The organism is Anatilimnocola aquadivae (assembly GCF_049819085.1).
Taxonomy (GTDB): domain Bacteria; phylum Planctomycetota; class Planctomycetia; order Pirellulales; family Pirellulaceae; genus Anatilimnocola.
In genome coordinates this window covers 1,803,417-1,815,822 of the sequence record NZ_CP187419.1, presented here as the reverse complement: position 1 = coordinate 1,815,822, position 12,406 = coordinate 1,803,417, and the positions used below count along the sequence as shown (strand labels likewise).

The 12,406-nt window shown below is 57.9% G+C and carries 8 protein-coding genes; 3 read left to right on the top strand and 5 right to left on the bottom strand.

Features of this window, described 5'->3' with window-relative positions:
* Positions 1-41: 41 nt before the first annotated feature.
* On the top strand, positions 42-986 hold the full coding sequence (locus tag NA78x_RS07220) for a hypothetical protein (protein WP_425617757.1): 945 nt from the start codon (positions 42-44) through the stop codon (positions 984-986).
* On the opposite strand, the gene NA78x_RS07215 is transcribed toward NA78x_RS07220, so the two are convergent.
* Together NA78x_RS07215 and NA78x_RS07210 are read right to left on the bottom strand one after the other, a co-directional pair.
* Entirely contained in the window at positions 983-4,051 is a 3,069-nt protein-coding gene (locus NA78x_RS07215; RefSeq protein ID WP_425617756.1) for a hypothetical protein, read from the bottom strand. The two genes, NA78x_RS07220 and NA78x_RS07215, sit on opposite strands and share 4 nt — an antisense overlap.
* A 21-nt stretch (positions 4,052-4,072) precedes the next feature.
* Entirely contained in the window at positions 4,073-5,917 is a 1,845-nt protein-coding gene (locus tag NA78x_RS07210; protein ID WP_425617755.1) for a sulfatase-like hydrolase/transferase, read from the bottom strand.
* A 101-nt stretch (positions 5,918-6,018) separates the two neighbouring features.
* Between NA78x_RS07210 and NA78x_RS07205 the strand changes: the two genes are divergently transcribed.
* Both NA78x_RS07205 and NA78x_RS07200 read left to right on the top strand, forming a co-directional pair.
* Positions 6,019-6,303 (top strand): hypothetical protein, encoded by a 285-nt coding sequence (locus NA78x_RS07205; protein WP_425617754.1) that lies wholly within the window; start codon positions 6,019-6,021, stop codon positions 6,301-6,303.
* Between the two features lie 579 nt (positions 6,304-6,882).
* Complete coding sequence (locus NA78x_RS07200; RefSeq protein WP_425617753.1) at positions 6,883-7,104, top strand: hypothetical protein; 222 nt, start codon at positions 6,883-6,885, stop codon at positions 7,102-7,104.
* Between the two features lie 759 nt (positions 7,105-7,863).
* Here the strand turns inward: NA78x_RS07200 and NA78x_RS07195 are convergent.
* The 3 genes from NA78x_RS07195 to NA78x_RS07185 all read right to left on the bottom strand — a co-directional run bounded on the left by NA78x_RS07195 (position 7,864) and on the right by NA78x_RS07185 (position 12,364).
* The gene (locus NA78x_RS07195) at positions 7,864-8,274 is read right to left on the bottom strand and encodes an SRPBCC family protein (protein WP_425617752.1); all 411 of its coding nucleotides are present in this window, start codon (positions 8,272-8,274) and stop codon (positions 7,864-7,866) included.
* A 128-nt stretch (positions 8,275-8,402) separates the two neighbouring features.
* Positions 8,403-9,758 carry a DUF1501 domain-containing protein gene (locus tag NA78x_RS07190; RefSeq protein WP_425617751.1) on the bottom strand — a complete coding sequence of 452 codons (1,356 nt, stop codon included), beginning with the start codon at positions 9,756-9,758 and terminating at the stop codon, positions 8,403-8,405.
* A 191-nt stretch (positions 9,759-9,949) separates the two neighbouring features.
* Complete coding sequence (locus NA78x_RS07185) at positions 9,950-12,364, bottom strand: Calx-beta domain-containing protein (protein ID WP_425617750.1); 2,415 nt, start codon at positions 12,362-12,364, stop codon at positions 9,950-9,952.
* Positions 12,365-12,406 lie beyond the last annotated feature (42 nt).

Here is a 12,406-nt window from a genome sequence, read left to right as displayed (position 1 = left end):
CAAGATACAGCAGGGAAAGGACTTGCTGTCACAAGCCGTCGATGTTGTTGGGTGCCGAGAATTCAGCGATGGGCGTGCAAAACTCCCTTGACCGCGGATCACTAGCCTCAGTAGACTCCGGCCCCTTTGCATTTGCTGTCAGCAATTTCCTTGCGAACACCGGGAAGATCTCTGTGCCACGATGCCGCCCACCCACTGAAAGACGATGGCCGCTGGCCATGGCGTCGCTGGCGGTGGGAGTGGCGCTGATGATGGGCGGTGCGAGCGTCGCGCAAGAGACGCGGACGGTGGCCTGGCCGGCGGAGAAGTCCGTCGGCAACTTTCATTGCCATGCCGATTTTCCTTTCGGCCGCGATGAACTGCTGCTTGCGCAGTTGGGAGATCTATCGCGCGACATCTCCGAAATTCTCGGCTTGCCCGCGGCTCGCGAACCGGTGCACGTTTTTCTGCTGCATGACCGTGAGACCTATCAGGCTTATATGAAGCAGCACTTTCCGCGGGTTCCCGCGCGGCGCGCGATGTTCATCAAGTCCAAAGGCCCCGGGATGGTCTTTGCTTACAAAGGGGACGAGTTCGAAATTGACGTACGACACGAGTCCACGCATGCGGTGCTGCATTCGGTCGTGCGCGATCTCCCCCTGTGGCTCGATGAAGGCCTGGCTGAGTACTTTGAAGTGCGCCGCGACGATCGTCCGTCCAACAACCCGCACCTTGCCGACATCCGGCAGCAGTTGCGGGAAGGTCATGCACCGAGGCTCGAAGCACTGGAAGCGATCGCCGAATTCGATGATCTGGGGCGTTCCGAATATCGCGACTCGTTCGGCTGGGTCCACTTCATGTTGCATGGCCCACGTGCCGCGCACGAAGAACTGGTCGCTTATCTCGCAGACCGACAACAGGGACGCGAAAGCGAGACATTGAGCGTTCGGTTACGTCGTCGTTTGCCCGATCTCGACCGTAAATTCATCGAGCATATTCGACCTTAGCTGGTCGCGCCTTCGCTGGCGATCGCATCTTGAAACACTTGCCGCATCCGTTCGCGATTCTGTTGCATGGTGGTCGCGCAGACATCGTGCAGATGCTCGGGCGAGTTGTAGCCAAGCAGCAACGAAAGCCGATGCAGGTCGACCGTGTAGTGAGGCAGTTCGTGGCGATCGCGTGCGTTGAGTAAGCGGATGCCGCACTCAATTCTGCGCAGCAAACGATACGACTGGGACCAATGCTCGGCATCGGTGGGCGTCATCGCCTGGGCTGCCGACAGTGCCTCGATGGCGGCCAGGGTGTTCGATTCGAGCACGCGCGGTTCGCGGGCAGCGTGTTCTAACTGCAGTCGTTGCACGACGTATTCGATATCGAGCGTGCCGCCTGTTCCGCGTTTGATATTCAGCGGCGAAGCTCCCTGCTCCAGCTTGAGCCGGGCTTGCCAAAGTTGCAAAGCATCGTCGGATTGCCAGGTTCGCGAAGTGAGTGCTTGCCGAATGGTGCGCATCGTTGCCGCGCGGGTTTCGGCTTTGCCGAACAGTGCACGAGCTTTACAGAGTGCCTGCCAATGCCAAAGGGGCACACTGCCGGATTGAAAGTGGCTGGCAAAGTCACTGAGCGAAATGGCGAGTGGCCCCGAAGTGCCCAAAGGACGCAGCACCGCTTCAATCGGATACAAGCGACCCTGGGGCGTCGATTGCGACAGCTCTTTGAGAATCCGTTGAGCGAGTTGCGTAAAGAAATGGCTATTGGTCGTCGCTTGCACTTTCTTCGCGCGGCCAGCGGCTTGGGTAGCTCCCTCAGCTTCGTAGATGAAGGCAACTTGCAAATCGCTGTGATAATTGGGCTCTCGTCCGCCGAGTTTCCCCAGACCGAGAATCACAAAGCCGCACGCATCGCCATCGTAGGGGCCACCCTCGATCGTCGGTGTGCCATGCTTTTCGACCAAGCGGTCGAACTCATGCTGCGCGATGGCATTCAGGCTGACTTCGGCCACGTCGCTCAAGGCACGTAAGGTCGAATCGATTGGTTCCCGTTGTAATACGTCGTGCACGCCAATCTGCAAATGGCGCGAAGCCTTGAACGGCAACAGCTTGGCCAGCGGGGCTCCATCGCCGCGGTACAACTCTTGCCACGACCGCTGCAACTCGCTCAGTTCAGGCTGATGCGCCAACTGCAGCGAGTCGAGTAATTCGTCGAGCATACCCGGATTGCTAATGAGCAAGTCGGATAGGTACGGGCTGCCGCCACACACGCGCACATACAGTTCGAGCGAAGGTTGATGGGCATAAAACAGCTCCCACAGCACACCTTTGCCGCCGAGCGAATCGCTCACGCGGCTAAGGTTGGCGAGAGTCGCATCGGGTTGGGGAGTGGCAGCGATGGCGGTCAGCAGGCGGCCGATGATCGCCGAAAGATAGTAGCGGCAACGTCGCGTCGAGAGAAACGCAATCCGTTCACTGGCCAGTTCATTCAAGTGGCGAAGGGCAGCAGGGCAATCTTCAAATCGGTAGGGGCCGAGAATCTGCTGCGCCTCAGCGGCCGTCGGATGAGGTGCCAGGAGCAGGTCAACCTCTGCGGGTGGCTCTTCGTCGGCGGTGAAGGCAGCCGTCAGCAATCCCTGCAACAACTGCCACGATTGTTGCAAGCGAATCACGCGAGCGGTTTTCTCAGACGAACCAACTTCGCCATCGTTAGCAGCCGAAGTGGTTTGCTCTTGATGCAATTCTCGCCGCAGCCAGACGAAGGATGTTTCGAGCGCCGTGCGCTCAGTCACGTTAATAGCGCCAGCCTGTTCGAGGCCAGCAATGGCATCGAGCGTGTGAGTGGCACGAACTTTGTTCGGCGCCTCGCCACCACTAAGCAGCCGGAGGAACTGCAGCGAATGTTCGAAATCCAGCAAACCGCCCGGTCCCAGTTCGATATCGGTTTGTTGTGCGGCAGAGCTGCTTGCCAGTTCGGCGCGGTGGATGATACGCCGCTTCAGTGCTCGCAGGCCAGCTTCGTCGGCCGGTGATAAGAGCCGGCGATAAACCCAAGGTTCGATCTGGTGCAGGAACTGCTCGGCGAGTCCGCGGTCGCCAGCCACACAACGGGCTTGAGTAAACTCTTGCCGATGCCAGGTGCGTCCCAAACCGTCCAGCAGACTGGCGGCTTCGTCCGCTGCTAGGGTGAGCGGAGTGGTCTCTCGGCCTGGTAAAGTCTGCAGTTCGATTTCAAACACACTGCCCAGTTCGGTCTGTTCGGCCAACAGACGAAGCACGCTTCTCGCGAGCCGGTCGTATTGATCCTGAGCAATCCGGCGAGAAGCATCTTCGGCGGGTAGTGCTTCGTGCAGCAGCAGCAACTGCAGCCGATTGCGATAGTCCTGCTCACCGGCTCCAAAACGACCAAAGGCGAGGAAAGTGACCGCGCCGAGCGAAGGAACACGGCGTGCGGTGGGTTTGCTGGCTTGCAGTTTTTTCTGCGCCGCGGCCAAGGTGGCTGCTAGAAGTGCTTCGGCCAAATAGGTGAGCTGCTGCCACACCAGTTCGGGCTTGTGTCGGGCAACACGTTCGCCATAGACGATGCGCAGTTGCTCGCGCCGCTTGATACGGCGGAGCGCGGCGAGCAACGACCGCTCGTCGACGAGGTTGGTTGCTTCCGCAGTGATCTCAGCCGTCAATGCCGAGCCTTCGACCGGCTGACCTTCCGTTAAACGCAGCAGATCGTAAGCTTCGGGATCACGCAAAATGGTCTCACGCCAGACGCCGCCCCAATCGAGCACGCGGACCAGCATGGGTAGCGCCGTCGGATCGCGCTCGCTGAGAGCCGCAAAAGACATGGGGCTGCGCGAAACGAGCATGTACTGGCGAATTCCCTCCAGCACGCTGCCGGGATCGCTGGTCGCCGGCAGCAGCTCATCAAGTTGAGTACAGACAGTGGCGAGCAAGTCGAGTGGCACACCCGCTTCGGCCAGATCGAGCAACGCGTGCCGCGCCAGGGGAGCGTCGCTAACTTTCCACCCGCGCAGGATCTCGGCGGCTTGTTCCGGCTGGTCGAGAAGTGTGGTGAGGCTTTGAATTTCCATTCGGCCATTCTAACGTCGGACCTATTTCACCGGCAGCAGTTTAACCAGCGGGACATCCATCACAGCGGCACCCGGCTTTTTCTGCGGACGAATTTCCAGTGAATAGCGACCGGGCTTGGTCAGCTTGATCTGGCCGATTTTGCGTGGTGCAAAGTTTTGAAAGCCGCCCGTCTGTTCGACGACAAACGACAATTTCTGATCGCCAACGAGCACATCGACTTCGCTGCCGCCGCTGCCATTGCCACAACCCACGGTTAGCTCGACGTCGAAGGTTCCCGGCTCCTTGAGATCAAATTCCCAACTGGCCCAATCCTTGGGGTTGGTCCAATAGCCCAGCGTGTTTTTGTGGGGCAAGGGTTCGAAGCGCAGCGTTTCGCCATGCACGGTGGCCCACTTGGCTGGCAGCGAAACCGTTCCATCCGCTGCCTGTGCGTTCGGCGAATAAGCCGGATTCGGGGTCATCATCTTGGCGCCGATCGAGGTTCGCCATTCAGCGAGCTTTTTAGACAACTCGGCTACGACTACTGGATTTTGCGAGACGAGGTTGAGTCCTTCGCGCATATCGCTGGTCATGTCGAATAATTCGCGGTGGCCATCTTCATAAAACTCGATCAACTTCCAACGGCCGGAGCGAATCGCCGCGCCCGGCTTGCCTCCTTGGTTGCTGTAATGGGGATAATGCCAGAAAAGATCGTGATCGCGCGGCGTCGATGGCGATTTCCACACGGGGACGATGCTATGGCCATCGACATTGGCCGGCGCTGGCAGATTGCAGGCTTCGAGGATCGTAGGGAGCAGGTCCACGCTGCTGACCATCGCAGTTTCATTTCGCGGCTGAATGCCGCGCGGCCAGCGCACGATCAGCGGAACGCGAATGCCCCCTTCATACAAATAGCCTTTGCCTTCGCGTAGCGGCGAATTTGATGTTGCCGGAGTATGTGTCCCCTCGATCGTTGCCAGGCCGCCGTTATCGCTGGTGAAGATGACCAACGTGTTCTCAGCAAGCTTCAAATCTTCGAGCTTTTTGAGAATTCGGCCGATGCCGTTGTCGAGCTTTTCGATCATTGCCGCGTAGACGCTGCTGTTCTGCTTACCGCTGAACTTCGCTTCGGCCGGATACTTCTGGATGTCTTCGTCTTTTGCTTGCAGCGGTGTGTGAACCGCATAGTGGGGCAGATACAGGAAGAAAGGCTCGCTCTTGTTCTTCTCGATGAAGTTGACTGCAGCATCGTTGAGCAGGTCCGTCAGATTGCTACCAGGTTCAGCCGCTTCAAGCCCCTTCAGTGCTCGTCCACTCTTCTTGCCAGTGATCGCTTTGCCAAACGGTGCGAAATAGCCCGGCGGGCTACCTCCTTGATCGCCGGCAATGTTCACTTCAAAGCCTTGCTCTTCTGGACCAAAGCCTGCACCGCCGAGATGCCACTTGCCGATGCTTGCCGTGCGGTAACCTGCCTTGCGCAAGTGCTCGGCAATTGTCACTTCGTCGAGCGCCAGTTGGTGGTTGATCTGCGGCCGAGCCAGTTTTTGCGCGGGCAAGTCACCACGCCCGGGAAGCCAGTCGGTGATGTTCAGCCGCGCGGGCCAGCGGCCGGTCATGATCGCCGCTCTCGTGGGCGAACATACGGGGCAGGCCGCATAGGCGTCGGTAAATCGCAAACCGTCCTTCGCCAACTGGTCGATCTGCGGCGTGCGATGAAATTTGCTGCCGTAGCAACCGAGATCGGCCCAGCCCATATCATCGACCACAATCAAGACGACGTTCGGCTGGCGAGCCGCTGGGGCGTTTTCCGCAGCCAAAGACGGGCCAGCCGTGAACAGGGTCGCGACAACTGTGAGGATTAGTGTGGTGAGAGCGTGAAGTCGCATAGAATGTGCCGGTAAGTGAAGGGAGAGGTTGGCGATGGGGCCAGTATCCCGGTGAACTTTGCGCCGGTCAACAAGATGCCGCCTCGCGAAACAATCGTTCGATGAACAACGGTCTCGACGACACAACGAATCACACCTATGACCTCCGCGGACGGCTGCAACAATCGCAGAGATTGGTCGGCAGCCAGCGTGACACGACCACGTTCGAGTATGGGGATAACGGGATTCGCGTTTCGGCGCAGCAAGTCGTGGAGAACAACGACGGCTACGGCAACTGGAACGTCGCCAGCGAGCAACGGACGACGTACCTGAACGATCCGTTCAACTTCACCGGCTACTCACAAGTGCTGGTCGAAACGGTCGAGACAGCATTTGGAGTCCTGTGAGGCACTTGAAGAGAATCTCTGTAGAAGAGGAGACAATGAGCAATCAGAAATTACTGCCGCCTAGGCTTCCCACTACCTACGCTGCTACTCTCTTGCGGTCTGATGGTATGTCAACCAAGGTGTTTTGTGACGAAGGCAAGTGTCGGGTCGAGCAATTCGCCAATGGGAAATGCAACTCTATTGTAATTCATCGTCCAGACCAGCAAGTTGACTATGTATTAAATCCGAACACGATGGAATGCACGATTTTGCGAAGTCCGGATGACAAGCAGGGCGGCTTTGATCCTGACAGTGAGTTTCATTGGACTATCGTAACTCCCGAAGTCGTTAATGGAATCTCGTGCATTACGTATGAAGGACGAGTTGCGAAGCATTTTCCGCCTGCGCGAGTAGTCTTGATTGATCCTAATACTGGCTTACGGCTCCTGACCCGTACGTTTAATAAGCTTGGAGCGCAGGTTTTGTCCGTCAGCTGCACGGAGTTTACCGTCGATAAACAACCCACTGGTGTTTTCGAGCCCCCGCCAAACTACAAGCGAGTTGGTTAGGTGCCACGTACCTGACGATCAACTTTGCCTCGTGGAAGAATCGTTCGATCAGGCGATGAACAACGGGCTCGACTTCACGACGAACTACATCTTCAACCCGGCCGGCAATCGGCTGAAGAGGGTCGTCGATCAGGAGTCGGGTATAGACATCGACGAAGGGACCACGTTCCAACACGGCGCGGCCGAGTTTGGTTGCTCGCAAGTTGCGGGTCGCTCAACCAGCGGGCGCTCACAAACCTGGGGTGGTTTGTGAACAGCAGGTGCCATAATTCTCGGGAACGGCGCGCGTTGTTGTTCACAAACCCTCCGGGTATGTCAACACTATTTTTCCCTGCACCGGCAGCAAGCGGGTACTAACGTTCGGCGGAGGCCGCAGCCGTTAACTGGGGGTGGAACTTCGGCGATTGTGGTACCGGCACAGTTGAACCTGCCCAGAAAGTTGGACAGCTTCCGAATTCTCGATGACCGAGGATCTTTGCACGTCGCGGCGATGCCGGGTGAGATCGTCAGCCTCAAATAATCCTAATATGTTACTGCAAATGTAACCGACAACACTTGACAACAAGTCGCGCAGTTGCGATACTTCTGAAACGTTCTTTGGCAACTCGAAGAGTTGATACAACCGTTGGTGCCACTACGGCCCGGCAGGAATTTCATCCGTTCGTGTTGTCGTGGTGCCGATGTCATCGCCAGTGATTTAATCCTGTTTTCAACAGCGATTGAAAAGGCTTTGCGGGGCGACAGACCGCAGGCAGAAGACCAAGCAAACGAGACAACGCGAACGAGGGGCTGTCCAAGAATGGCCTCGGTTGTTGGACGAAAGGGAGTGACTGGAAAATTGCTCCAAGTCACCCAAGTCCCCTGCTGGCAGCGACTTCCGCAGCAATTTCAAAATCGCCGCGTGTCCAAAAACCCCGCTGATTGTTGGACGTTTAGGAAGAAACCAGTTTCGCGTGCCTGTGCGAGAGCATGATTCGGTCATGCCGTACTAATTACTTGGTCACCAGCGATCTCATGCGGTGGCATGCCCTTCCAGCAACCGCTTGAGACTGAGCAGATCTCGCTCGACCATGCGCGCGTCTTCGGCGAACTTGGCGGCCGACATCGACGGCAAATGAAACAGCGTGAAGATGATTTCGCTACCGCTGCCGTTGGCGACGACGCGCAGCGGAACTTGCACTTCCACTCCGGGGGCAACCGTTACCACGTGATCGAGTATGCCGAACGCGTTTGTCGGCGCGAAGCGAATTTTGACCTCGCCCTCGGTCGTGCTCAGAATCCATTCGCCCGCTGCTTGCCGAACCGACTTGACGAACGACGAAGTCCACTGCGGAAAGTTGCGCGGGTCACTCGCAAACGCATACACCCGCTCCGGCGAGCAGTCGATCGAAACGCTGATCGTCCGGACAGGATGGGTGAGCATGGGGAGGGAGGGGCGCGGTGCGGGAGAAGAGAGCCGAGAGAAACACGAAGAGGGAATGGGAACGACTCGAAAAAACAGAGCTCTCGGGACGTCCTCGCCTCCCACCTCTCGTCTCCCGCCTCTACTTATTACGCCAATTCCTTAATCGTCGTCGCATCACTCACCAGGTGCGTGGGGCGGCCTTGAGGCGTGTAGACAATCTTGCCGGGATCGATGCCCAGCTTGGTGTAGATGGTCGAGACGAAGTTTTCGGGCGCGAGGACTCGTTCGTTGGCTGTGTAGCCTTTGCGGTCGGTCGCACCAACGACCACACCGCCGGGAATACCACCGCCGGCGATCAGCACCGACATGGCATTAGCCCAGTGATCGCGACCAGCTCCCTTTTGTCCTTGCAGCGTGCTGATGGCCGGTGTGCGGCCAAATTCGCCGAGGGCCACGACCAGGGTCGTATCGAGCAGGCCGCGTTCTTTCAAATCCGAGATGAGTGTGGCGACCGTGTTATCCCAATCGGGCAAGCGTTTGCGCAGCGCGGGGAAGATATCGCTGTGATGATCCCAGCCACCATCGTTGATGGTGATGAATGGCACACCCGCTTCGACGAGGCGTCGCGCGAGGAGTGCGCGCTGGCCAAAGCCGTTGCGGCCGTAGCTGTCTCGCACTTTCTCCGATTCGCCCTGAATATTGAACGCGGCTTGGGCCGTGCGAGAAGTGATCAGGTCGTAGCCCTGACGATAGTATTCGTCGAGACCGCCCACGGGGTCGCCCGCTGCGGGATCGTTGATCCGCTCAATGCGATCAACGATCTTGCGCAGGTCAGTGCGGCGATTGAAATGGTCTTCGGTCAGTCCTTGCGGCAAGGCCACATCGCGGACGCGGAAGTCGGCCGAGTTGGGATCGCCACCAACCACAAACGGAGCGTACTTCGCGCCGAGAAAATTTGGTCCGCCCGAGCGACTCATGCTGGGGATCGAAAAATATTGGGGCAGGCCGTTGTCTTTACCCAGTTCGTAAGCGGCGACCGAGCCCATGCTGGGATGAAAGCTGACGAACGCGCCGCAGCCCACGGGAATACGCGGGGGCGAACCGGTCATCATGTAGTGATTGCCAGCGCCGTGATTTCCCTGATCGTGACGGATCGAACGAATCACGCTGAACTGGTCGAGCATGCCTGCCAGGCGAGTCATGTGCTGCGAGAATTGCACACCGGGCAACTTGGTGCTGATTGGTTCGAACTCGCCGCGAATCTCGGCGGGGGCATCGGGCTTGGGATCAAAGGTCTCGAAGTGCGTTGGCCCGCCGTCCATCCAAATCAGGATGCAACTCTTGGCGGTTCCCTTGCGCGCGACGGTCGGCGAAGCTTCAGCTTGCAGTTTCAACAGGCTGGTGAGTCCCAGGCCGGCGAGAGAACTCAATCCCAACTGCAAACAGTCTCGGCGGGTCACACCGGCGCAATTTCGCTGGGTAAAATCTAGATAGCGGCTCATGCGGAACATTCCTTGCTAGGTTTTGCATGCCCAAGCCGGAGAGTAGCTGGCGATCAACGATCAAAGCTCATTTATCCTATCGACTTGAGCGGCCGCTGCCAATAGTTTTCCCCAAAGGAGGGATAGGGAGACGAGGGAAACGAAGGCTGGTCGGCAGTAGCCAGTCGAGAACCTTAGCCGGCGTGCCAGGGCTACTTGGCCAGGAACTCGTCGCAGACCTGAACAAGTGCCTCATCTAGTACGGAGAGGCTATCGCTACCGACGGTTGCAGGTTCGCGATGACGGGCTGCGGCCAGATCGTCCAGGGAATCAAGCGAGGATACGCGGTGCGCGTCCAGCCAGTTCACGACGAGTTTTTTCGCCGCCGGCCGAATGTAAGAATCGTCTAGTCGCTTGCTTAGCAAGGTCGACGTCCGTGAGCTGCCACTGTGTCGCGCGGAACCCAATCCCCAGAACGTCGAACCGTCGATTTCAGCAGATTCTGTATCTGTGAGGTGGTCGTGATCGTCGTCTAGCTCATGCTCATGATCGTCATGATTATCGTGATGGTCGTGGGCGAAGATGTCTTCGTGCGTATGGTCGTGATTGGCTTCGGGGCCTTCGAAGTACCAGAGCGGATCGGCAACAACAACGGGCGCGGCTTCCGATGCACCGCGAGCTGGATTGCCAGTCTTTACATTGTCATCATTGGTGATCGTGCCGACGCCCACCGTGTCGGGCAGCGTCGCATTCGTAGCGCGCGATAGTTTCAGGCTGAAGGTTTCTGTTGCCTCCTGAACATTATCGCCAAAGACGACGACGTTGACGGTTTTCGTCGTTTGACCGGGGCTGAAGGTCAGCGTGCCGCCGGTGGATTGATAGTCGAGATTGGAGCTCTTGGCCGTTCCATCCTGAGTCACGAAACTGACGGTCACATTTTGCGTGGATGGCGCAGAGAGCTTGAGCGTGAAGGTGAGGTTGGTGCGTTGCGCTGTTTTTCCCGTCGCGTTCCCTTCCACGACTCTCACATCGCCGATCGAAATCTCTGGCAGGAGTGGCGCCGAGCGCTCGACGATCGTGCCAACAGCGAGACCATTCTGGATGGTGATGCCGGTCGGTTTACTCAGCTTGACGGTGAACTGGTCGTTCTTTTTGTAGAACGAAGAATCGAGTAGCCGGAAATTGATGCTCGTCGTTGTTTGGCCGGGAAGGAAAGTGGCGATACCCGTCGCGGCAATCGAGGTTTGGCTCGCAGCGGCGGTGCCGTTGAGCAACGACCAGGTAACCGTCGTTTTTGTCTTAACGGGGTTCGACAGTCGCAGTGTGAAATTGACGGTGCCAGCGTCTTCCGATGCTCTCGCATCGCCTACGCTTACCGAACTTGACGTCGTTGGCTGAACAACGGGCACCGTGGCAGCGCCGGCCACCGTGCCGCTGATCGTGTACTGGCCCAAACTGGCGTAGCCCGAATAGCCGGAGGGTGTGCTCGCATTCGGATTGCCGAACCCCGTGCCATCGACGTGTACATAGTACCGACCCGCAGGCAGGTTTAAGGAAAACTCGGCGCTCAGGACGGTGCTGGAATTCGAACTGGCGACTAGTTTGCCGCTGCTGTTGTACAAGTCGGCCTTTACGTCGACATTCGGCCCCGGAGTGAAGGGCGCGATGTTGAGATTCACTTGCCCGGCAGCGGTGGTGAACGAGAAGACATCGATATCGGTCGTGCGCTCGATGATGCCGCTGCTGCTGATCGAGCCGCGATTCGATGCCAGCGAAGTGGCCGTGGCATTGGTGTTGCCGTGATCATCGGCGCGATAACCGAAGCCGTTCCCGCTGACGATGATTGCCAAATCGTCCGGCCCGCCGCCATAGTTGGCACTGCTCGAGCCGTTATTCGTATCGTGGTATTCGCCACGATCCCACTGAGTCACGTTGTCGTAGTAGCTGACACCCATGATGGGTGCCCAACTGGTTTCGCCGCTCCCATGCCCATCGTAGTAAGCCGTTCCATCGGTCAAGCCATCGTGAGACAAGCCCAGGCTGTGCCCGACCTCGTGACTGGCCGCCTCGCCGACGCTCTTTCCGCCCGTGGTGAAAACCCAAACGGGTGTGTCGCTGCTCCAACTAAAACTATCGACGTATGCCAGACCACCGGCGCCGCTGGCTTTACTGGGGTCGCGCAGCATCGTCGATTCATTGGTAACGATTACGCGAATTCCCCACTTCGTGTCACTGGGGCTCGTCTTGCGAAGTGCCTCGATGCCGGGATCAACCGTCGTCACGTTTACATTGAACGGACGGAAGTCTTCCGCGGTGCGCTTCCAGGCTTCTTCGATGCGAGTGACTTCCTCAGCGCTGAAGGACCAAGGATTGGAATCGATATTGAAGGGCTGAGCGACTAGTGCCGCCTGGCTGTAATACGTGCTGTTCCACGCAGTGCCCGTGACCGTCTGACCATTGAAGTCCAGATAGATCGTGTGATTGGCTCCGGGCAAACTGCTGAAGGCAGGAAGGGCCGCAAAGCAGAGGCGATGTTCTAAAACTTCGACCGACAAGATGCGCCGACGACTACGTTGCCAATGACGAAGATTCGCGTGCGCCGCGGTTGGTCGTGAGTCCATCGACATGCCAAGCATCCTGCTGCGAAGATTCCGAAATCGCTTCGGAAA

Excerpts from the sequence above, each read along its gene's own strand:
- NA78x_RS07220 (WP_425617757.1), top strand. The coding sequence starts at position 42 with ATGTTGTTGGGTGCCGAGAATTCAGCGATGGGCGTGCAAAACTCCCTT.
- NA78x_RS07195 (WP_425617752.1), bottom strand. The coding sequence starts at position 8,274 with ATGCTCACCCATCCTGTCCGGACGATCAGCGTTTCGATCGACTGCTCG.
- NA78x_RS07210 (WP_425617755.1), bottom strand. The coding sequence starts at position 5,917 with ATGCGACTTCACGCTCTCACCACACTAATCCTCACAGTTGTCGCGACC.
- NA78x_RS07205 (WP_425617754.1), top strand. The coding sequence starts at position 6,019 with ATGAACAACGGTCTCGACGACACAACGAATCACACCTATGACCTCCGC.
- NA78x_RS07185 (WP_425617750.1), bottom strand. The coding sequence starts at position 12,364 with ATGTCGATGGACTCACGACCAACCGCGGCGCACGCGAATCTTCGTCAT.
- NA78x_RS07190 (WP_425617751.1), bottom strand. The coding sequence starts at position 9,758 with ATGAGCCGCTATCTAGATTTTACCCAGCGAAATTGCGCCGGTGTGACC.
- NA78x_RS07215 (WP_425617756.1), bottom strand. The coding sequence starts at position 4,051 with ATGGAAATTCAAAGCCTCACCACACTTCTCGACCAGCCGGAACAAGCC.